Source organism: Capsulimonas corticalis (genome assembly GCF_003574315.2).
GTDB lineage: Bacteria > Armatimonadota > Armatimonadia > Armatimonadales > Capsulimonadaceae > Capsulimonas > Capsulimonas corticalis.
On record NZ_AP025739.1, the window covers coordinates 1676036 to 1701892 of the forward strand.

Annotated in this window: 3 protein-coding genes; all 3 read left to right on the forward strand. The window is 58.1% G+C overall.

Features of this window, described 5'->3' with window-relative positions; genetic code table 11:
- The 3 genes from D5261_RS07115 (at position 1) to D5261_RS07125 (ending at position 25747) form a co-directional block, all read left to right on the forward strand.
- Entirely contained in the window at positions 1-22950 is a 22950-nt protein-coding gene (locus tag D5261_RS07115; RefSeq protein WP_301002435.1) for a fibronectin type III domain-containing protein, read from the forward strand.
- 38 nt (positions 22951-22988) lie between these two features.
- Entirely contained in the window at positions 22989-23768 is a 780-nt protein-coding gene (locus D5261_RS07120) for a hypothetical protein (RefSeq protein ID WP_119325126.1), read from the forward strand.
- A 437-nt stretch (positions 23769-24205) separates the two neighbouring features.
- A complete protein-coding gene (locus tag D5261_RS07125; protein ID WP_165864680.1) occupies positions 24206-25747 on the forward strand; it encodes an ankyrin repeat domain-containing protein in 1542 nt (513 codons plus the stop codon).
- Positions 25748-25857: the final 110 nt, after the last annotated feature.

Sequence of the window (25857 nt, forward strand, 5' to 3'; positions counted from 1 at the left end):
ATGTCGCAGAATCATCAGGCGACACTGTCGTGGACAGCCGTCTCGGGCGCCACGACGTACACCGTGCGCCGTGGTTCGGCCGCGACGGGGCCCTTCTCCCTCACTCTCGCATCTGGGATCGGAAATCCAAACTATACGAATACGTCATTGACGAATGGGACGACATATTACTATGTCGTCACCGCCGTCAACGCGAGTGGAACAAGCAGCGATTCTAATGTCGCCAGCGCGACGCCCGGAGTTGCGCCCGCGATCCCGGCAAACTTTGTGGGCACGGCGCAGACAGGGCAGGTTACTATCTCATGGACGGCGGTGTCTGGAGCAGTCGGATATAATATTTACCGGGTCGGCGGAGGCGTCAGCTCGATTTACGCCCCCGTATATTATAATGTCACCAGTAACCCCTTCGTCGATAGCAGCGTCGTGAATGGAACATCCTATTCCTATTACATAACGTCGGTTGGATCAAACGGGGCTGAGAGTGACTATTCGGCTGGCCCGGCGCTCACACCCATCGGACAGCCGACAGGAGTGACTGCGACGCCTTTGGCCGCAGGCAGTCCGCAAGTACAGATTTCGTGGACTGCCGGGGCCGGCGCCGCCGGCTCCAAAATTTATCGGGGAACGACGAGCGGTGGTGAGAGCGCTACTCCGATCGCTACGATCAGCGATCAAAGCGTGACGTACACCGACACTGGACTGACGAACGGTCAAGCTTACTACTACAAGGTTAGCTCCACCAATAGCGGCGGCGAAAGCACGCAATCGGCGGAAGTGACTGCAACCCCAATGGCCGCGCCGACGGCGCCGACGAATCTTGTCGCCGTGGCCGCCAATCAGCACATCAATTTGTCTTGGACGACCGTAACTGGAGCGGCCAGTTATACAATCCTGCGCGGAACGGCGTCTGGCGGCCCTTACTCCACCACCGTCGCCTCAGGCGTTACCGCCACGAATTACCAGAATCTCGGATTGACAAACGGGACGACTTACTACTATGTTGTCACCGCTACTAATGTCGGCGGAACCAGCGGTAACTCCAACCAGGCCAGCGCCACTCCGGGGATTGCGCCCGCCACGCCGACCAATCTGGTTGCCACAGGGCAGACAAGCCAGATCACACTTTCGTGGACGCCAGTTACCGGGGCTGTCGGATACAATATCTACCGATATACGTTCGCAAATCCCCAGTCCTACGCCCCGACCTATTACAGCGTGACCAGCAATCCTTACGTCGATACTGGTCTCACGAACGGCACGCTTTACCTCTACCAAATTTCCGCCGTCGGCTCCAACGGCTCCGAAAGCGGGCAGTCTGCGCAGGTAAACGCACAGCCTGCCTCACAGCCAATCGGCTTGGCCGCGCGGGCAGGAAATACGCAGATTACGCTCTCTTGGGGCGCTTCCCTGGGCGGTGTACGCTCGAATATCTATCGCGGGACGACGAGCGGCGGCGAAGGGGCGACGCCTATCGCCGTCATCACCGATCACAGCCTGACATATGTCGACAATGGCCTGACAAACGGGCAGGTCTACTACTATCAGGTCAGCGCGGCCAACGGCTCGTCGGGATATGGCTACGCGGAAAGCACGCGATCTCTTGAGCTATCCGCGACGCCGCTGACGACGCTGCCGTTGGCGCCGACAGGGTTGAATGCGGTCGCCGGCAACCATCAAGTCGCGCTGTCTTGGAATGCCGTCCCATCCGCCACCAGCTATAGCGTGAAGCGCAGCACAGCATACGGCAAAGCATACGGGCTGGCCGGCACGGTATCAAGCCCATCCTTCACCGATCCAATCGTATCGAACGGCGTGACTTACTATTATATTGTTACGGCGACGAATGCGTCGGGCGAAGGCGCGAACTCCAATCAGGCGACGGCGACGCCGCAGGTGACCGCCGCCTCGAATGGCCTGGTGGCAATCGCCGATGCATGCACCACGCAATCCATTCCAAGCCTTAATGCCGGATACAACATCACGCTTTACAGTGGATTTCCCGAAGGCAACCGCCACATCTTGTATTTCAAGTTTGATCTTTCGGGGGCCGGCGGCGCAATCACGAGTGCAAGTCTTAAACTTGCGGGCGGTTACAATAACACCGGGAACCCAAGCATTACGTCCGACAACTTCTCCGTGTACCCTGTCGCCGACAATAGCTGGACAGAACTTGGAATTACCTGGGCTAATGCGCCGCTGCTGGGCGCGCCGCTCAATACGCAAAGCCTCACCACCGGAACGAATTTTTATAATTGGGATGTGACATCATATATCCAAGCTCAGCAGGCGGCGGGAGTCGGGCAGGTCAATTTGGCTCTGGCCATGACGACGACGCCGACAGCGAGCAACGCCGGAATATTCACCTCCCGCGAGGGCAATGCGAATTGGCCGACGCTGGTTGTCACGGTCGGCGGGCCCGTTGCGCCGACGCTGGCGGCGACAGGCGGATTTGAGCAAGCCGTCCTTTCATGGAGCGCCTCTCCCGGCGCCGCCAGTTATACGGTCTCACGTGGACTTGTCAGCGGAGGTCCATATACTGTCATTGCCAGCGGGCTGACTTCCACCAGTTTCACGGATACTGGCTTGGCTGACAATACAGCGTACTATTATGTTGTCAATGGGGTGGGGACAAACGGCGCGGGACCGAACTCTAACCAGGCGGTTATCAATACTCAGCCTCTTCCACCTGCGGTTCCGACGGGTTTAACGGCAGTGAGCGGCGGGCCCACGCAGATCAACCTTTCCTGGACGGTCGCCGCACGGGCCGTCAGCTACAATATCTATCGCGGGACAACGCCTGGCGGCGAGTCGGCCACGCCGATAGCCACCGGCGTCATCGACGATTCTTATCCCGATGGTGGGCTGAGCAGCGGCGTCACTTACTACTATAAAGTAACTGCGGTGAACTCCGCGGCGGAAAGCAGTCCATCCAATGAGGCTAGCGCCGCCACAACGGCGCAAGCCCCCAGTGGTCTCACCGCTACGCCTACGAATCAGCAGATCGCCCTGAATTGGCTGGCCGCCGCCGGCGCGACAGGATACCTGGTGGAACGCAGTCCCGACGGCGTATCCAGCTGGAGCCAGATCGCCGCGCCTGGGCTGACGACAACCTATACAGATAGCGGCCTTGCCCTGGGGACCAAGTATTTTTACCAGGTTCGCGCCAGCAGCGTTGGAGGCAATTCCTCCTACAGCAACATCGCGAACGCGACGACGGTCCCTGCCGCGCCGATCGGCTTGACTGCTTCCACCTCCACGCAGATCGATTTAATATGGGCGTCTTCGGCCGGCGCCGATAAGTACAACGTCAAGCGTTCGTTGACATCCGGCGGTCCCTACACCGTCATCGCCACGACCACGGATACAAATTTCGGAGACACCAGCTTTACCAACGGGACCGCATATTACTATGTCGTCACCGCGATCAATGCCGCCGGCGAAAGCAGCGCCTCAAACCAGGCGTCCATTACTCCGCAAATTACGGCTCCGCCGGATGCTCCGACGGGGCTGGCGGGCGAGCCGGATCCGATGAGTACGCTGGACATGACGGTGGTCGCGCCGATGGGCGCGCTGCAAATCATGCGCGCTCAGCCTCAGGTCAAAGTTGCTCCTCGGTTCATAACGTCGTCGAGCCAGATCAATCTCACATGGGCGCCAGTACACGGCGCTCAGTCGTATAAGATCGAGCGCAGCAATACGGCTCCGCCGAACGCGTCCTGGTCGCAGATCGGGATCTCCGGAACGACAACTTACCAGGACTCGGGTTTGTCGCCCGCCACTACTTACTGGTACCGTGTGCGCGCTACAAGCGCTTGTGGAGATTCTGCCTATTGCAGTCCCATCAGCGCCAGCACCACGCCGACCGAGCCTGTCTCTCTGGGCTCCGCTGGTCCCAGCAGCTGGGCGATCCTCGGGATCGGAGGCGTCTCGCCGAGCTGTCATACCGATTTGGATCTTCGCGGCAACGCCACAATCTCTAGTAACGCCACTAATCCAACTCCCGCCAATGTTGGGATCGCCGCCAACGGAGATATTTACGCTAGCAATAATGTCTACGTATCCGGCGCTGCGTTTATCAACTCCAGCGGCTCCGTTCAAAAATCCGCTCCCTTCCATCTCGGGGTTGCTCCGAGAAGCAAGACGTTAGACAATCAGCTTAAGCAAGCGCGCGCGGATGCGATTGCGGCGGCGCACAACGCCTCGGCCTTAGCGTCGACGCTGTCTGCCTATGGCTCCATCACCTCGACCACCACGATTACTGGAACGACCGGCGTAAACGTCGTGTCCATTGGCGATATTTCGCTCAATAACAATCAAGTTCTGACGCTCAGCGCGCCGACCGGCGGTTCGTTCGTTCTGAATATCTCCGGCTCGTTAAGCCTGCACGGGGGCAAGATTGTGCTTGCGGGAGGGCTGCGTGCGACGGATGTCCTGCTCAACGTTCAGGGACTTGGGCATGGCTGTTCCGACGACGTGCAAATGAACACGCCGCAGTCCACGATTTATGGAATCATTTTGGCGCTGCAGCGCAATGTGGATATCGAAGGCGGCGTGATCAACGGAGAGATCATCTGCGGCGGCGAAACGATCAAGATCGCCGGCAATGGCGCGGTCACCAGCAGCAACGCAAGTCTCTACAGCGTCACCCTGAATCCTTCCACGACTGTCGGCGGAAGTTACGTCACGGGAACGGTCACGCTGGATTACCCAGCGCCGACTAACTTGACCGTTGCGCTATCGACAAGTGATTCGACACTGGCGAGTCCAAACATTGGAACCGTAAACATCATCGCCGGCGAGACCAGCGCCATCTTTACGGTCAACTCAAATCTGGTTGCGACGACGAAGCAAGTGACGATCTCCGGCGCTTACAACGGTGTGACCAAGTCGGCGCTGCTAACATTAACGCCGGTCTCGGTACAGTCCGTGACGCTGAACGCCTCCAGCGTTGCCGGCGGAACCTCGCTGCAGGGGACCGTTACGCTCAATACGGTCACTCCCCAAGACGTCACCGTCTCGCTGACCAGCAGCAATACCCATGCGACGTTTCCCGGCGGTCTCACGACCGGGAGCCTCGTCATCCCCGCGCAAAGTCAAACAGGGGTCTTTACCGTCAATACCACGACTGTTTCCGCAAACACGCCGTTCACAACAACGGCGGCGCTGAACGGCAGCGCCGGCGCATCCTGCACGATTCTCGCATCCGCTCCGGCCGTGACTTTGACCAGTGTCACCGTCAGTCCGGGAAGTGTGGAAGGAGCCGCCGGCAGCACGGGAACGCTCACGATCAGCGGGCCGGCTCCCGCTGGCGGATTCAGCGTCAACGTCACCGGCAACAACGGAGTCACCATCACCTCGCCGGTTGTCGTTCAGCCCGGGATGACGACAGCGACGTTCAGCATCGGAACGCCTGCCGTGGCGGTGAACACCAGCGCCACCATAACTGCCGTCGCCGGCGGGGTAACAAAAACCGCGACTCTGACGATCACGCCGCCGCGAGTGATCGCTGTCTCACTCGCCAGCCCAACATTAGAAGGCACTCAGTCCACGACAGGAACGGTAACTCTGAGCAGCGCGGCTCCGGCGGCGGGGCTCACCGTAGCGCTCTCCAGCGGCAACACGGCGGTGGCGACGGTTTCGACAAGCGTCAGCGTCGCGGGCGGCGCGGTAGTCAGCGGCCAATTTACGGTGAATGCTTTGCCAGTGGCGGCCCAGTCCACCTCCGTAATCACCGCCACGCTGAGCGCAAGCAGCAGCTCCGCGAGTTCCCTTCTGACAGTCACGCCTCCCACCATTACCAGCCTGACATTTATTCCCGCGTCTGTGTTCGGCGGCGGGACTTCTCAAGGGACCGTGACGCTGAGCACGGCGGCTCCATCCGTCGGAATCACCGTGAACTTGACGAGTGGGAATACTTCGATCGTTGGCGTTCCCACCAGCGTGAACATCGTTTCCAGCACGACGAAAACTTTCACGGCGACGACAGTGACACCGGCGACGGATACGTCCGTTCCCGTCACGGCCACCTTTAATGGCTCCCGGCAAGGTTCGCTGCTGGTGTATGCAGGGCCGACCATCTCCGTGGCGGCAAGCGCCAGTCCGAACCCTGTCACGGGAACGACGACGACGCTGACGGCGCTTGGCGCCAGCGGCGGCGGCGAAGCGAGCTTGATTTACACCTGGGCGACGACGGGGACTCCGCCGGCGTCGGTGAGCTTCTCGGCCAACGGAACGAACGCGGCCAAGAGCAGCATCGCCACCTTCACCAAGCCGGGCGTCTACAACTTCCAGGTCACCGTGACCGATACCGGCGGTCGCACGGCGACCAGCGCGGTGGCCGTCACGGTGAACCAAACGGTCACGACGATCGCCGTCACGCCAACGCCCGTGACGATGAACGTGAATGCGACGCAGCAGTTCACGGCGTCGGCCAAGGATCAGTTCGGCGCGGTGTTCACTGTGCAGCCGACGTTCACCTGGTCCGTTCCCACCGGCGTGGGCAGCATTGACAGCAACGGGATGTACAGTGCTGGTGTTACTTCGGGAACGGCGACCGTGCAGGCGGCGAGCGGCGGCGTCAGCGGCAGCGCCTCGGTCACGGTGCAGAACTTCAGCCTGGCCGCTTCGCCGGCGACATTGAGCGTCAATCAGGGAGCGACCAACACCAGCACGATCACCGTCACGAACCTGAACGGCTTCAGCGGCGCCGTCACGCTGAGCGCGTCGGGTCTGCCCACGGGCGTCACGGCGACTTTCGGCACAAACCCGACGACCGGAACGAGCGTCGTGACCTTCTCGGCGGCGGTAACCGCCACGGTCGGAGCGGCGACGGTTACGATCACGGGAACGTCCAGCGGCGTCAGCCATGGAGCGACCATCAACTTGACGGTGGTCGCCAACCCGATCCTCACGTCGATTGTCGTCACGCCCACGCCCGTCGCGCTCGCTCTCAACGTCCAGCAGCAGTTCACGGCGGTGGCCAAGGACCAGAACAACGTGGCCCTGACCGTTCAGCCGACGTTCACCTGGTCGGTTCAGACGGGCGGCGTGGGCAGCATCGTGAGCAGCGGGATCTACAGCTCCGGCTCCACGGTGGGAACGGCGACCGTTCGGGCAACGAGCGGGGCGGTCTTTGGCTCGGCGTCGGTGACGGTGTCCAACGGGGCTCCGAGCGTGGTGGCCAGCGCCAGCCCGAACCCGGTCAACGGGACGACGACGACGCTGACGGCGGTCGGCAGTGATGACGGCGGGGAAGCGAACCTGACTTATACATGGGCGACGACGGGGACTCCGCCGGCGTCGGTAACATTCGCGCCCAATGGAACGAACGCGGCCAAGAGCAGCATCGCGACGTTCACCAAACCCGGCGTTTACAACTTCCAAGTGACCGCCACCGACGCGGGCAGCCAGACAGGAATTGCCGGCGTGTCCGTGACGGTCAATCAGACAGTCGCGATCGTTACTGTCACGCCGACCCCTGTGACGATGAACGTGAATGCGACGCAGCAGTTCACGGCTTCGGCCAAGGACCAGTTCGGCGCGGTGTTCACCGTGCAGCCGACGTTCACCTGGTCCGTTCCGACCGGCGTGGGCAGCGTCGGCGCCAGCGGTCTTTACAGCGCGGGCGGCGTTTCTGGAACGGCGACCGTGCGTGCGTCTAGCGCCGGCGTCAACGGCAGCGCCTCGGTCACGGTGCAGGACTTCAGCCTGGCCGCTTCGCCGGCGACATTGAGCGTCAACCAGGGCGCGACCAACACCAGCACGATCACCGTCACGAACCTGAACGGCTTCAGCGGCGCCGTCACGCTGAGCGCGTCGGGTCTGCCCACGGGCGTCACGGCGACTTTCGGCACAAACCCGACGACCGGAACGAGCGTCGTGACCTTCTCGGCGGCGGTAACCGCCACGGTCGGAGCGGCGACGGTTACGATCACGGGAACGTCCAGCGGCGTCAGCCATGGAGCGACCATCAACTTGACGGTGGTCGCCAACCCGATCCTCACGTCGATTGTCGTCACGCCCACGCCCGTCGCGCTCGCTCTCAACGTCCAGCAGCAGTTCACGGCGGTGGCCAAGGACCAGAACAACGTTGCTCTGACGGTTCAGCCGACATTTACTTGGTCGGTTCAGACGGGCGGCGTGGGCAGCATCGTGAGCAGCGGGATCTACAGCTCCGGCGCCACGGTGGGAACGGCGACCGTCCGGGCAACGAGCGGGGCGGTCTTTGGCTCGGCATCGGTAACGGTGTCCAACGGGGCTCCGAGCGTAGTGGCCAGCGCCAGTCCCAACCCGGTCAACGGGACGACAACGACGCTGACGGCGGTCGGCAGTGATGACGGCGGGGAATCGAACCTGACGTACACGTGGGTGACGACGGGGACTCCGCCGGCTTCGGTGAGCTTCTCGGCCAACGGAACGAACGCGGCCAAGAGCAGCATCGCCACCTTCACCAAGCCCGGCGTTTACAACTTCCAGGTCACCGCCACCGATACCGGCGGCTTAACAGCGACCAACAGTGTCTCTGTCACTGTGAACCAGATCGTCACCAGCATTGCCGTGACGCCCAACCCCGTGTCGATGAACGTGAATGCGACGCAGCAGTTCACGGCGTCGGCCAAGGATCAGTTCGGCGCGGTGTTTACCGTGCAGCCGACATTTACATGGTCCATTCCCACCGGCGTGGGCAGCATCGACAGCAACGGGATGTATAGCGCCGGTGTTACTTCGGGAACGGCGACCGTGCAGGCGGCGAGCGGCGGAATCAATGGAACCGCATCCGTAACGGTGGTCGATGTCGTGGCGTGTACGGTTCCGACGATTGCTTCGCTTTCCGCAAGCGTCTTGACAGGAACCGTCACGCTTTCCGGTCCGGCAATCGCCGGCGGTCAAATCATCGCTCTTTCCAGCAGCAATCCCGCCGTTACCGTGCCCGCGACGGTTTTAGTTCCTGGCGCGGTCGGCGCCGCGCCTGGAGCCACCAGCGTTTCCTTCCCGGTCGTGACCACTGGCCAAAACACGGCGACTATCACGGCGACATCCCATGGAACATCGCTGGCGGCTTCCTTGACCTTTGACGGCGATCCCCAGGTTCCCGCCGGCGGCGCGGCTGTGACGTTCCGTATGACGGGATCAGAAGCTCCTGTCGGCAGTTTCGGCACGGATATTGTCAACGCGAGCGGAACCGTCGTTGCATCCGGCGTCGTGGGCGCCAATGGCTGGACTTACTCTTCCAATGGAACTGCGCCCTATCGCTTTAGCGTTCAGGCGCCCGCGAACGCCGTCGTCGCGACTGGTTATCGAATCCGCACGTCCGCGCAAGGTCCCAACCCTGCGGCTTCGGCTTCATTCAGTGTTGGTCCGGTCGGCTCACCGGGATCGCGCGGCTCCTTTGGGAAAATTGCAAATGTCGCCTTGCCTCAAGTCACGGGCGGCCTTACGTTGACGCCTGAGGGAATCGCCAAGGGATTCCGTCTGACTACGTTTGCTACCAATTTCCCAAATTCTAACAGTGAAGGCCCATTTGGCATCGCTGTTACCCGGCAAGGCCGTGTTTATGTGGCTGACTGGTCAATGAGCAAGCTCTTTATCTTCCCCACGGATGTCGATAATCAGAGCGCAGCGTCCGGTTCGGTTTTGAGTTCGTCCATTAACTACTTCGGCCTCGCGAGCGATGGCGCTTCGGTCTATGCGAATTTCGATGGCGGTGATATTAATGAGCTCAACCCCGATGGTACTCTGAAGCGGAAGATTTACGGCCCGGGTGGTTTGGGACTTGCGGTTAATCCGGTCACTCATCACGTTGTCACATCAAACAATAATGGGTCAATTCTCGATATCAACCCGTTCGATTTGACGGCGCCCGTCGTCACATTGGCGCATGTGGTGAATTCGTATTCTGACGGAATCTCCGTTTCTCCCGATGGCCGTTATGTCTATGCCGCCGTTCATAATGGCGCTCAAGGATTCGATACCAGCAACACCAATCTCAACACCAATAGTATTCTCAACATCTCAGTGACCGACGGACCCGATGGTATGGCTGCCGGAGCCGGTACGCTGGCTGGAAAGCTGTATTCTAACAATAACGATGGAACCGTCACGGAAATCGATCTGAATAGCCCCAACCATGATCAGATCCCCATCGCGCAAGGCGGGTCTCGCGGCGACTTAACGGGAGTGGACACCAGCAACGGCACTTTCTTACTCAGTCAAACCGATCGGATCATGCGTCTGATTCCTCCTCCTGGAGGGACTTTCGGCGTACCCGGGCAAGCCATTTATACCCGCGACGATATGCTTCACCGAACGGCGCAGCAGGCGTCGACGGACCACAGCGTAACGCCCTACTATACGGCGTTTAGTCCTGCCGCCTCGGGAACCATCGGCGGGTCTGTGGAGAACGCTACCTTCAATACGGAAGGAATCAACGGCTCCGTGCTGGCGGGACAGATGCAGCGCGCGGGACAGATCACTGTAGGCGGCGGAAGCCAGTTCGACTTGCAGTGGGGCATCAACTCAGTCTCTCAAAGTATTACCCCGCTGCTGGGCGGAATTTTGGAAAATGTCCAGAACTTCGGCACGCCGAGCGCCTACCCCGCGAGCGGCGCGGATACTCTGGCGCGATGGACGTTAAGTTTACCGCAGCCTTACCTGGACGACATTCAGCTTGGCCTTGGCGCTCGCTACCAGGTACAGTTGGTGGACCAGCTTCGCAGTCTCTGTGGCCCCTCCACTGTTCTGAGCGATAGCCCGCAGTATGGCTGGCCGCAAGCGAAGAACATTCTGACGTTCGAAACAGCCCCGGCTGGCGGCGTTTCCATTGCCGACGGCCGCGCTCTCGATCTTGTTCTGAACGGTTCTGATCACCCTGACAATGGCAGCTGGGATATTGTCTACAATGGACAGGTTGTGGCGTCCTCGGGGCAGCCAAACGGCTGGGATGTCGAGGCGGACCATACTATCTACAACGGTGTGACGGTAACGTCGCCGCCATCCGCCGCTGCGGACATCAACTACGAAGTCCGGGTCAACGGATCTCCGCTGGGGTCGGCGTATTTTAATATCGTTCCGTCTAGTGCGACGACGGCAATTCTCAGGCCGTTGCAGCTGAGCTCCGCGGTCGTGACCGGAGGCGCATCGTTAACCGGCGTTGTATCCCTGGATGGCCCCGCGCCTTATGGCAACGCGACAATTACGTTAACGAGCAGCAATCCTGGCGTCGTCAGCGTTCCGTCGTTCGTTACGATACCCGCTGGACAGACGAGCGTGACATTCTCCATCGCCACATCGGCCCCGGCCGTTGTGACGTCCACGCCGATCCTGGCTTCTTATAACGGCTATCGCGTCGCCACGCTGGGAGTTCTTCCAACCGGCGGTGGAGGCGCGGCGCCGGCGGCGCCATTGAACTTGACCGCCACACCGGGACAAACGAGCGCCTATCAGCCTTATGTTACGCTCTCCTGGACGTCCGTAACCGGCGCAGTGGGCTATAACGTCAAACGCTCACAAATCAAGGGCGGTCCTTACACGACCATTTTCGCCAATCAGACGACGACGAGTTATATTGACCGGAACGTTAATTTTGGCTCGACTTACTACTATGTCGTCACGGCCGTGAATCTCTTTGGTGAGAGCGCGTCTTCCAATGAGGCGTCCGCCACTCCGATCACGGGGATTGTCAATACGCCCACGATTTCACCTCTGGGCGGTACTTATACCGACTCTGTTACGGTGACATTAGCCGATTCTACGGCGGGCGCCACGATCCACTACACGCTGGATGGCTCTACCCCAAATCAGAATTCGTTAGTCTATAGCGCGAGCGCTCCATTCACGCTCACGGGCAGCTGCACGGTGAAGGCATACGCGTCGAAGGCAGGCTGGACGGATAGCGCCATCGCCGTCGCAAGCTTCATTGTCAAACCCTCGACGCCGCCTGTATTGATTAACGCCCCTTGCGGCTTCGTCAGCTCAGGCGCCAATCTGAACACCTACAGCAGCATTTCCGTCGTGCTGGGGCAGGGATTCCACGCGGATTATTATTCGGTCACGGCGAATGCGGGCGAGACGAAGACGATCACGATGACGTCGAATGCGTTCGATACGTATTTGATCCTCAAGGATTCCGCAGGTAACGTCCTCGCCACGAATGACGACATCACGCCGCAGGGCGCTACCTGGGAATCGCAGATCACTTATACCTTCCCAGTGACCGGTAACTACGTCGTTGAGGCAACTTCCTTCACGCCGAACGCCACGGGCGCCTATGTTCTGGCGGTGACTTGCCCAGTCACCGACCTCGCGCCGCAAATGGTCGTTACAGTCGGAAACGGCGTTGCTGTTCAATATTCGACGAACCCATATAGCACTCCGGCATCGCTGCAATTCGGGCCGACCCCGATCGGCCAGCCAGTGAGCAAGACGTTTACGATCACGAATGCTGGTAATGCGCCGTTGCTGATCAGCCAGATGCAATTTCCCGGCGGGTTCAGTGTTCCGCAGGTCATGTCCAGTCCAGTTTTGCCTCAGCAATCGACGCAGTTCGTGGTTCGCTTTGACGCGGCGGGGTCGGCGTCGGGATCCATCATTCTTTCGACCAATGACCCCACGTACTCGGGAGCCAGCACCACGCCGGACTTCCGCTTTACCATCTCTGGGTCTACTACCGGTACATTAGGCGCTCATCCGACGGTGCCGCAAAACGGTTCCAATACGTTCGCGCTTCAGTTCTCGCAGCAGATCCCGAGCGGCGGCTGGTATATCCAGAACCCGAGCGGAAATATCATCGCGAGCAGCGATACGAACTATGGCGCGCCGAATGGCTGGAATGTTGTGCTCTCGGGAACCAATGTCACGGTCTCCGCTCCGCTCGCCGCGCCGGTGGCTGTGGGGTATGTTGTCTACGTCTCCGGTGCGACGCCCAACGATGGCTCTGTCTTTGATGTCACCCCGGCGGCGATTCCGGTGGTTCCCACCAATTTGGTTGCGATTGGGCGTGATTCCCGGATCGATCTTTCGTGGACGGCGGTTTCCGGAGCGGCAAGCTACACGATCTACCGAGTCCAAACGCCGGGAACTGAAAACGTCGGCACTCCCACCTATACTGGCGTCACCACGAATAGTTACGCGGATACAAATAACGGAACCGGGCTAACCTACGGAGCAACCTATTATTATAAGGTTGTCGCGGTGAACGGCACGGGATCGAGCGCCATGTCGGCCGAGGCGCATGCGGCGGCGGCGAACCCGCAAGTTCCTCAAGGCGGAACGCTCACCTTCGGAGCGCTCGACCATACGAACATCGGAGCGAATTACGGCGGCTGGGTTGTTCTTGATAATTCGGGCAATCTGATCGCTTCGTCGAGTTATTCCAGCAACGATATGAAGCATGGATGGAATGTCTCGGCGAATTTCGGCTCCAATCCGAATACGCTGACCGTCACCGCGCCTCCAAGCGCGCCTCTTGGCAACGATTATCGAGCATCGTATCAGGATTCCGATTCCGGAATCCTGACTTCGTACTTCGATGTCGTGCCGGCGGCCGTCCCGATCATGTTCAACCTGACTGCGTATGGCGCAGCAAGCAAGATCATCCTGAACTGGTCGACCGCCCCAGGAGCCGCGACATACAATATCTATCGTGGTACAGCATCAGGAGCGGAGAGCGGTACGCCTGTCATAACGGGCGTAACTGGTCTGACATATACGGATCCGGGCGCGACCAGCGGCGTCTACTACTATTATGCGCTGGCGCTCAACTCCTCCAGTCAGGTGATCTCGGCGTCAAACGAGGCATATGGCAATGTGACCGCGATTGCGGCTCCTCTGGGGCTGACAGCGGTTCCGGGAGATACCCAGGCGACGCTGAACTGGAACGCGGTGGCCGGAGCGTCTTCCTACTTTATCTACGTCACCAACCAAAGCGGGGCGCCCATTGGCTCTTACATTGCGTCTACCAGTGCGACAACAAGGACAGTTACCGGACTGACCAACGGACTGGTTTATTATTTCACTGTGACGGCTAGTACGTCATCTGGCAATACTGGCTACTCCGGTCCCGTTTCGGTGACGCCCTTTGGCGTGCCGAGCGCGCCGACGCTGACCGGCGTACGCGGCAACGCGCAGGTGTCGTTGAGCTGGACGCCTAGTACGAACGCGACGAGTTACAACGTCTACCGCAGCCTGACCGCTGGGACCGAGGACCCGCTTAATCCCTATGTGACAGGGCTTACGACGAATGCCTACGTTGACACGAATAAGGGCGTGGGCTTGACCAACGGTACGACTTACTTTTACACAGTCAAGGGAATCAACCGCTTCGCTGCCGGCGCCTTCTCCAACGAAGTCGCGCTAACGCCCCAGGTTGTCCCCGCCGTTCCCGTTCTGCTGACGGCGGCGGCGGGTAACGCGCAGGTGAATTTGACCTGGGCGGCGTCGACCGGAGCTACTGGATATAATGTCTACCGCTCGACTTCGAGCACGGCGGGCTTTGTGAAGATCAACGCTTCCCCGTTACCGCTCACTCCGCTGGCGTATACGGACAGCACGGGCTTGTCCAATGGCACGACGTACTACTACTATATGACGGCGGTGAACAGCGCCGGAGAGACGGCGTCTTCGAATATTCTTTTCGCGACCCCGCTGGCGCCGCCGACGGCTCCCGTGCTGACCGCGACGCCTGGTAATAACTCCGTCCTGCTGTTGTGGACTGCTTCGACCGGGGCGAAGAGCTACTCCGTGCAGCGCTCAACCTCACAGAGCACCGGGTTTGGGTCCATCGGCTCGACTGTGGGGCTTTCGGCCACCGATGGGACTGCGGTGAATACCACGACATACTATTACTATGTCGTGGCGATTGGCCCCGGAGGCAGCACGAGCTCGAACACTGTGTCGGCGACGCCGCAGCAATCGGTCACGGATGCCCCGGTCATCACCGCGACGGCGATCGTGCCCGCAACCAATGCGACGGTGACGGTTCCCAATGCGAACGGGCATTTCAACAACTCGCTGAACGTTACGATCCGGTCGGCGACGCCCAGCGCGGTCATCACTTATACGCTCAACGGCGGGGCAGCGCAGACATATAGCTCGCCGCTGAACATCACGGCCGCCGGGACCACGACTTTGACCGCGACAGCGACGGCGCCGGGAGCCGCAGCCAGCGCGACGGCCATGGCGACCTATATTAAGAACGTGGCGCCGACGGTCTCGTTGACCGCGCCGACCGTGACCGCCTTCCACACCGGCGACAACATCACAATCACGGCGGCCGCCGCCGATACGGATGGGACGATCGCCAAGGTGCAGTTCCTGGCGACCTCCGGCGGCGTCAGCAATCCCATTGGCTCCGCGACCGCCGCTCCGTATACGATGACCTGGATCAACGTTCCCGCCGGCACCTACGTCTTGACGGCGGTGGCGACGGACAACGACGGCGCCGTGACGACCTCCGCGTCGCTGACGATCACGGTGACAGCCGGGCTTACGACGCAGCCCATTGACTGCGGCCAGGTCGTCACGGGCAGCTTAAGTCTGGCCGACGGCGTGTCCACGGCGCTTGGCGCGGGACACTACGCGGATCATTACACCTTTACGCCCGCCCAGAATGAAACGGTCGTTTTCTCTCTGAGCTCAACTAGCTTCGACGCCTATGTGGCGCTGCTGGACCAGACCGGCAACGTCCTCGTGTTCAACGACGACAGCAACAACCTGACATCCAACTCACAGATCATCTGGCCGGTGATCGCCGGTACGCCCTATACCGTGGAGGCGACCAGCTTCCCAAGGTCGCAAACCGGGCCTTACACGCTCTCCATGCGCTGTACGACTGGCGCGGCCACGCCCATCATGCAGCTGGGCGTCGATCCTACCACGGCGAATCCGGCTGGTACTTCCGTACCGTCGGGCGGCTCCATCGCTTTCGGCGGCACGCCCATCGGCGTGCCGCTGACCAGGACCGTTGTCATCAACAATACCGGTCTTGCGGATCTGGCGATTACCAAGGCGACGGGTACGGGAGACTTCGCGATCACGAGCGTCATGCCGAGCCTCGTGCCGGCGGGCGGCAGCGCCACGTTCACCCTGCGCTTCAATGCGACCAACGCCGGAGCGGCCTCGGGGACGATTGTCCTGGGCAACAATAGCGCCACCAACCCCTACACCGTGAACCTTTCGGCCACGGTCGGAGTGGCGACGCCCAATCTTCTGTCGCTGACGGTCGCCCCGTCCACCGTGGCGGGCGGGGCGACCGTGATGGCGACGATCGCGCTGGACAGCAACGCGCCAAACGGCGGCCAGCCAGTCAACCTCTATTCGGACACACCGTCTCTATTGTCGCTTCCGCCGACGGTTTCGGTCCCCGCCGGCCAGAGCGCGTACAGCTTCCCGGTCACCGTTACGCCCACCGGAACCGGCGCCACGGTCACTGCAACCGCGAACCTGGGCGCTGTCTCCAAGACCGCGCAGCTGATCGTGACTCCCTCACTGCTCGCCAGCCTGACCATCGCGCCTGGTACGGTCGTTGGCGGCAACGCATCGGTCGGCACGGTCACGCTGTTCAGCAAGCAGTCCGGCAGTACGGTAGTGAATCTGGCGTCGGGCAGCCCGAGCGCCACGGTTTTGTCCACAGTCACCGTGCCCGCGCAGCAGCTGAGCCAGACGTTCCCGATCACCACGACCGCCGTAACTACGGGGACACAAGCCCTCATTACCGCATCGCTGGCCGGGACTTCCCTGCAGGCGCCGCTGACGATCAACCCGACCGGAACTCCGCCGTCGGTCAGCATCGCGACCTTCAACGGTACCACCCAGACCACCAGCTTCACGGCGCCGGCAAACATTACGCTTCAGGCAACCGCCAGCGCGGTGGGAGCCACGATCACGCAGGTGCAGTTCTTTGAGACACCCGCTGGATCCAGCACGCCAGTGGCCCTGGGATCGGACACCACGACTCCGTACAGTCTCGTGTGGAGCAATGTCGCGGCCGGAACATATAATGTCACCGCGTCGGCCACGGACAGCAATGGCCTGATCACCACATCCGTTCCGATAACGGTGACGGTCGGCCCAGCGAACACGACGCCCGTACTCGTGACCGCGATCGCATTCAACCCCTCCTCGGTGGTTGGCGGCAAGATTACGGTCGGCACGGTCACCGTCAGCGGTCCGGCGCCCTCAGGCGGCCAGCTTGTCGGCCTGACCAGCACGTCGCCGGCGACCCTTCCGCTTCCCGCCTCCGTGATCGTGCCCGCTGGCCAAACTACCGTCTCGTTCAACGCGACGGGAGCGATTGAGGCGGCCAACCACACGATCCAGGTCACCGCCTATACCGGGCCGCTGACCGGCGTGTACTCCTCGGCGCAAACTCATGTGACCGTGATCCTGCGCGGCAGCGCGCCGAACGTCCAGCTGATGTCTCCCGCCGATGGATCCACCGTGGGCCAGGGCAGCGTTCCGCTATTCGCGATGGCGGCCGCGACCGCCGCCGGCGCAACGATCACGAAGGTGGAGTTCTACGAGCTGCCCGACGGCGGGGCGAGCACCAAGGTCGGCGAGGTGGACACGCCCAACGGCGGCCCCTACGGCTACACCTACACCGTTTCAGGCGTGACGCCCGGCGGCTACACCTTCAGCGCGGTCGGCACGGACAGCAACGGGGTTTCGACGACCTCCAACGCCGCGCATGTGACGGTAAGCAGTCAATCCGCCGTGGCCATCCCCGTCATCACGCCCAACGGCGGAACGTTCACGGGCCTGCAAAACGTCACGATCTCGGATTCGACTCCAAGTTCCGTGATCTTCTACACCACGGACGGCAGCGTTCCGACCACGAACAGCGCGCGCTACACCGCCGCCTTCCCGCTCGCTCCCGTGAATGGCGCGACGACCTACGTAGTGCACGCCGTCGCGTACGCCACGGGGCTGCTTCCCAGCCCCATGGCCACCGCCGCGTTCACGATCAACACCGCGACGTCCGCCGCCGCGCCGGTCGCCATCATCAGCTCGCCTGGGGACGGCGCGGAGGCGATGGGCCAGGTTCCGATCAACGGAACCGCCACCGGCGGCGCGTTCGGCTATTGGGTGCTGGATTATCAATCGATCGGCGGCAGCGGCTGGACAACCTTCGCATCGAGCACGACTCAGATCACGAATAACCTGCTCGCCACACTGGACACGTCCCTGATGCTGGACGGCCAGTACGATATCCGCCTGACTGTGTACGATCGGGACGGCAAGACGGCGCTGACCGACAACTACGTGGTGATCAAGGGCCACCAGAAGATCGGCTACTTCACCCTGTCCTACACGGATATGACAATCCCGATCGCCGGCATCCCGATCAGCGTGATCCGCACCTACGACAGCCGCAAGAAAGACGGCGGCGACTTCGGGGTGGGCTGGACGCTGAGCACGACGAACGTGAAAGTCCAGAAGCCGGAGATCTCGGCGTTCAACTGGGAACAGGTGACATACACGGGAGGCGGCTTCGGTCTGACGTACGTCCTCCAGCCGATCCGCGCGCACAACGTCACGATCACGCTGCCGGGCGATCAGGTCTTTAGCTTCGCGGAGACGCTCAGCCCGAACCAGTCGCAGTACCAGGCGTTCGCCGACACGCTGGACACGCACGTCATCTATCAGCAAATCTCCGGCCCGAAGGCGACGCTGACCCCGTCGGACACCTCCGGCCCGATGAGCAACGATGTATTCGTGGTAAGCGCCTCGGACACGACGGTGAACGGCAAGACCGATCCGAACCTGCACAACTCGTCTACGAACAACCAGCCGGTTCAGCTCTACCAAAGCGATCTGACGACGCCCTACGACCCGCAGCGATTCACCCTGACCCTCCACAACGGTACGAGCTATGTGGTGGACACCGGCGGCAACTTGCTGAGCATCACCGACCGCAACGGCAATATCGTCACGTTCGACAGCACCGGCATCCACGACGCCAGCGGTCGCTCCATCACAATCGCCCGTGCTGGACTATACATCACCGGCATCACGGACATGATGGGCAAGATGTTCCGTTACGGTCAGGATGGAAATGGTAACCTCGCAAGCGCCACGGACCGAGTGGGGAACACGACGACTTACGACTACGACGTGCAGCATAATGTGACGGGCATTCATAACCCGCAAGGCGTAATGCCGATCCAAAATAACTACTACCCAGATGGTCGTCTAAATTATACTCAGAACGCTGTTGGTCAACGAATTTACTACTATTACAACAGCACTATGGAACCCGGTGGCTCTCAACCTAGCACGGGCCCAATCAGTGTTGTCCCCCCAACTGGTGAGGTTATAACCGACGGGTTTGGCAACCCAACGTTATCGCTTTACGACAATTACGGCAATATAACTCAAACTACTCAATATCTGACTGATGCGACGCACACAAATACTCCGGTCACGCGGATTTATGCCTTTAATGTCACTGATCCGACGAATCCAGACAAGGTGCTTCAAGAAACAGATCCTCTCGGTAACGTGACCAGCTATACTTATGACAGCGCAGGAGATCAAACGAGTGTAAGTGATGCATTAGTCAATAGCGACAGCAGTAAAACGGTGGTAAAGACAACATCAACTTATAACGCGTACGGTGAGGAGTTGACACAGACTGATCCTATTGGACGAGTAAGAACGACGAATTCTTACGACGTAAATGGTAATTTGACAGCCAGCATAGATGCATTAGGAAACGTTACCCGGTATACGCACAATCTTGACGGTACAGTCAGCTCAATGACCACGCCTGATGGAAAGACAACATCTTATAATTACGATCAAAATCACAATCCAATCCAGGTTAAGGATCCGCTTGGTCATATTAGGGTTCAGCAATTCGACACGGACGGAAATTTGATAGGGCAGTCGAGTTCATACACCGATGCAACTGGGAATGTCGTGCCGACGGGCAGTCTATATTCTTACGATGGTAATCACAACTTAACACAGACGACATCGCGTAATGGGGCGATATTCCAAACTATTTATAATTCAGTTGGCGCAGTGGATCATACAATTGATGCCATAGGGCGCACTACGAGTTATCAGTATAATGCTCAAGGGAAACCGACACAGACTATCTATCCGGATGGTACAAAATCATCGACATATTACGATGCCGACGGTCGAATACTTAAGATTGTAGGAAGAACAGGCTTAGGGACTCAGAGAACATATGACACTCTAGGGCGGTGTACATCAGAGCAACCATTGGATGCTAATGGAAATCTGTTTCCGAATCTAATCCTTGGAGGAGTAATTCAAACTTCCACGCAATATGACCTTAATGGAAACGTAGTGGCGCAAACCGATGAAAATGGAAATAAAACTTCGTATGCATATGACACGTTGGGTAGAAAAGTTGCTGTCATGGACGGTAAGGGATATACTGCAACCATACAATATGACCTGAATAACAATATTATTTCGGAAAACGATCCTGCAGGTAATACAACGTCTATGAGTTATGATGCAGAGGATAATTTGATTTCCACTGTGCATCCTAATGGAGGATCTTTCAGTCGATTCGTTGATTCTCTCGGACGGGTTTCCAGCGTTGTGGACGAACTGGGACGCGCGACCAGCATGGCATATGATGCAAATGGCAATACGGTTTCAGTGACTGATCACCTTGGAGCGATAACACGTTTCACTTACGATGAATTGGGCCGGAAGATCGCGCAAACCGACGCAAATGGGCATACAACTAAGTTCTCATACGATTCGGAAGGCCGTTTGGCAAGTAAAACACTTCCGCTCGGGCAGACGGAATCGTGGCAGTACGACGTAATCGGCAGACCTATACTCCAAGTTGATTTTAATGGACACACGACCAGTTATCAGTATGATCCAATCACCGGTTCTCTAAAGGCTAAGCTGGATGGGGGAGGCAATATTATTACCTCCCTGACTTATAATACGGACGGCACAAAGCACCAGGCTATACATGGTAATGTTGTAACTACGTATGGTTACGATGCTATGCATCGCTGGAACTCCATTACTACTCAAATTGGCTCTCAGCCTGCTCACACCGTGTCCGTTACATATGACCCAGCGGGTAATCCAACTATTCTGACGACACCGTCAACAGCGCCAATTGGAGTCAAATCCATATTTGATGCTAATAATAGACTGATAGAGCTAGATCATCCAGGAGGCCTTGTAAGCAAGATCACTTACAATCGACTAGGCGAATTAGCGTCACTACAGAGACCAAACAACATAATTACATCTGTGAGTTACGATCAGATGCGTAATATCAAGAGTATCTCCAATAGTAACAATTCGTCCTTTATATATGCTTACCAACCTGATGGTCGATTAAGTGCTGTGACGGAATCCGACGGGACGGGAACTCGAACAAAAAATTATAAGTATGATTCGGGCAGTAGATTGGTATCAGAATCCGGACCGGGATTGAACAACACGTATAGCTATGATATGGTTGGTAACCGGGTTGGTGCGTCAACATCAGCGGGAAATGTATCTTATCAATATGATGCAAACGACCGACCCACAAATGATGGTTCGACCTTTGACGCCAATGGCAACCAAACGAAAGTTAATAACCAGATTGCAACTTACGATCTCGACGACAAGCTTGTTGGACTTTCTACTGATGGTGTGACGCCGAGCCGAACATATCTTTACGATGCAGATGGCAATCTTGTGCAGACTGTTTCACCCAGCGGAACAGTCACATATGTTGTCAACCCGTTCACATCGTCGTCCCATGTTGTCGAAGAGTATGACGGAAGCAATAATCTTCTTGGGCGGTATGATTATGGCGGCAATATGCTGTTGCTGGTTAATCGTAATACGGTTCCTGTCTACCCGCTCCAAGATGCGGGTGGTAGCACACGTTCGCTCATGGATGGTTCTGGAAATACAACTGACACTTATTCCTACGATGCATATGGAAACGTTATGCATTCCGGAACGGACCTGATTGACTTCTTGTTCCATTCGGAGCGGTTTGATAGTACCAGTGCTACTTATCATATGCGAGCTCGGAATTATAATCCAGCGACCGGGCGCTTCCTAACCCAGGATCCCTATCAGGGCAACATCCAGGCTACAATGTCGTTGCATCGGTATATATATGCTAATGATGATCCGACAGACCTCGCTGATCCTTCGGGATTGAGTTCGGCTCCGCCATGGCTGGTTTTCCAGTGGCATTTGGGTACATCCGTTCATCAAGTGGTGGAAACTGACTTTATGCGATCGGGGCCAGGTCGAATAACAGAACGCTTCATTGATACATTTTTTAATGGTGCTGACTTTACAGTTGACTTTGGAGACAAAGAAACATTGGCTAGCAAGCTACGTCCCGATATGGTTGATGTTCCTGATAAGCTTGTTTATGATGTAAAGAGAGCTACAATAAATGGGTACGCGCAAGGGCTCGCTGTAGTTGGGCTATATGCCTATGCTCTGAATCTTCCACCCAACCAAAATGGGACATGGGTTCCAGGGCACATACCTATGTTAAATAATCTGGGCAAGACTACTGGATATATTTTTCCTTTTGAAGGCGGAGCGCCAATTGCAGAAGCACTACCATCAATTGGAGGAAAAGACTTTTCCAATTATATCGCTGTGGTATATCCCCCATTAGTTGGTGTCATTGGTTATAGACCAATAAGCTTGAAATGGAAGAATGCAGCAGTGCGGGAACAGCAATACCTTACGGAATCTGTAAGAATAAAACAGCGATTAGCAAACGGTGAATACGACTTGGATATTCTGAATGAACAACGTGGTCTTGGTGGTGTTACAGCTACTACCTTTTCCGATGCTTACGATTTTAGTATTAGCGATAAATTAACTTATGGCATCGCCGCGACTGCGACGTATGTAACGGCTGGCGCAGCTCTTTATTTGGGCATCGCAACGATTAATTCGATGATGTCTGGTGGTGCCATATAGTGCGTTTGTGTCTAACATTAAAAAATTGAGGATAAGATATGAGTTATGAAGAACGCCGACGCCAGCAGTTGACTGCCGAATATCTTTGGAGGATTGCCGAAGGAGAACGTCAAGTTCTATTTGGGTTTCCTCTTGCCAGATTAGCGAACAGTGTCGATTCTTTGGCGTTTGTCGAAGTTATGGAGAAATACAGTAAGGATGAACAGATCGAACGTATGCGAGCTCTTGATAGATGGGGCATGTCGTCTGCCTTCGCCGTTTTAGGAGAAACTCTGTCTCGGAGCGAAGACAGATTGGCGCGTGATACACGTGCACAGGTAAATAGTATTAGTAAGAGTAATCGTTTGTATCTTCAAGAGCAAATTGTAAGGGATAATCAATTACTTAAGCGAGGATCAATGGCGACGAAGGTTGTAACAGCGCTAAAGTCCACACTTGGAAAGAACGTAAAAAAGGCGGGGGGAGATAGTCGCTTTTTTACAACACCGATTGTTGAATGGTATATCGATACTGGTATATTCTTTGGTCCCCGTATTCCTTATCGGATTAATATTGAACAGACAATTAAACGATGGCCGGACGAAGTGATACCTAGCGGCGATAATCTATTAATTCTTGATATGTATATTACTGAGTGGGAAATCTCCAGGGAAGATGAGATTACGAAAATTGCTGAGGCGATTAATGGTGTGCTTCAGTACACCATGGAAGCTATTCCGAAAATCACGGCGCAGATTAGTGACTATACACCACACCCCATTGGATTCAATGATCACATCCGCGCCTCCTTGGCCACCTATAACGATTTGACAAAATGAATGTCGTGAATCACAAAGACTAGGTCGAGTATTGTAGGAGAGATCCATTCTGGAGAATGCTGGATTACTTAACTACTTGTAAACTATAGCCCGGAATTCTATCTTTTAAGCTTCCAATATATCTATACTCGCTATTTTTACGCCATTTCAGTTGGGGCGATAATGACAAAAGTGTATAACGAACATGCTGTTCGCAATAACTCGCGGACGATGAGCAATATCTGGACTTTCCCCTGCATTTATCCACAATGATTATTTTTCGGAAGGCGATCAAAAACCTGCCCATTTCTCTCCTCTTAACGCTGGCTCTCATCTCGTCGAATTCGATATCGCAAGCCAACGCTCAACAACTAACGCCCGCCGCGCCGTCGTCCACGTTTCCTTTCACATCTCCCCTGAGCGCCGTAACCCCCGCGCACAATCCTGTCCGGCGTATTGTGGCGCGGCTGGCACCCACGAAGGCGCAGCTAAACCAGGCGCTGATCGTGGAGGCGTTCCATCGTAACGTTCAGCATGTGACGGGGCTTCTCTCGCAGGGTGCGGATCCGAATGCGCGGGATAAGGCGGGGACGTCGGTTTTGCTTTACGCGGTGGCGGCCAAGGATAATGGCGCGGTCGTGAAGCTGCTGCTGGATAAAGGGGCGGATGTCAACGCGGTGGATCGGCATGGGGATACGGCGCTTGTTGTGGCTGTGGGGCAGCGGGCGGATGGTCTCGTCAAACTCCTGCTGGAGCAGGGTGGGGCAGTGAATGGGCGCAATGCGGCTGGGTTTACGCCGCTGGGCATTGCGACGGTCAGAAATGATGTCGTGGCGATGGGGCTCCTCATTGGGCATGGGGCCGGCGTTAATACGCCGCAGCATGGAGGCGTGGCGCCGCTGACGATGGCGGCGGCGATGGAGAACGTGGAGGCGGTGCGTGCGCTGATCGGGGCGGGAGCGTCCGTCAACCCTGTAGGCGCGCGGGATGGGGCGTCGCCGCTTTTGGCCGCTATCGTTGGCGGCAATCGCCGGCGCGTCGGAGGATCCGGAGTGAATGCGGTTCTGCAAGAGCTGCTGGGGCATGGGGCCGATGTCAATGTCCGGGACAGAAGCAGCGTCACGCCGCTGATGGTCATCGCGGGGCTGCGAAACGTGATCGGCGCGCGGATGCTGATTGAGCACGGCGCGAAAGTGAATGTGCAGGACAGATTGGGGCGCTCGGCCTTAATGATCGGCGCGGCCCTGGGCGATGATGCGCTGGTTCACCTTCTTCTGGCCAATGGGGCGTCGCCGAACATATCCGATCGGCAAAGTTCGACCCCTCTGCTCGTGGCGGCGCGCTCTCGTCGTCCGGCAATCGTGGGAGCGCTTTTGCAAGCCGGGGCGCGGGTGAACGTGGGAAATACGCAGGGCCTCACACCGCTCATGGCCGCCTGCTGGACAGGCGATGCCGCGACCGCGAGAATGCTGCTGGACAAAGGCGCAAGCGTGAAGGCCGCCGACCGTCTGGGGAATACTTCGCTGATGCTCGTCGCACATTCGGGAAGCGCGCCGCTGGTCAAAATGCTACTGGCGAAAGGAGCGGACGCCAACGCCAAGACAAAGCAGGGCGCGACCGCGCTCAATTACGGCGCGGCGCACAAAGCCATTGTCGCTCTGCTGCTGCCGCGTATGGCGGCGAATCACGGTTCGCCCATGGTCCCCAAGCCGGGATCTGAGTTACCGCCGGATCCCGCATCCGCCGACCCATTGTCGCCGGCGCCGCCGATCAATCCCGGTTTGGAGCCAGGCGCGCCTCGTCCCGCATCGATTCCGGGCCAGCCTGCGGCGGGAAACCCCGCTATAATAGACCCCGGCGCCCAGGCTCCTGGATTTCCCGGCGCGCCGGCCATGCCTCGTATGCCGGGGATGCCGACTCCGCCAGTCGTCCCGCGCTTGCCGACAGGACCTGAGGTCCCCGGCGCCGTCGCCACGCCGGGCCTTCCGGGACAGTTTTAGGCGCATTCAAAACCGTTCGAGCGATTGCGATTTCATAGGAGGGCGCTGGCAGAGCGTTCAATTGATTTGATATTTCCTTTACTGATGTTATCCCAAGGGATAGCGATTGC

Coding starts and splice junctions, on each gene's coding strand:
- D5261_RS07115 (WP_301002435.1), top strand. CDS start 1: ATGTCGCAGAATCATCAGGCGACACTGTCGTGGACAGCCGTCTCGGGC.
- D5261_RS07120 (WP_119325126.1), top strand. CDS start 22,989: ATGAGTTATGAAGAACGCCGACGCCAGCAGTTGACTGCCGAATATCTT.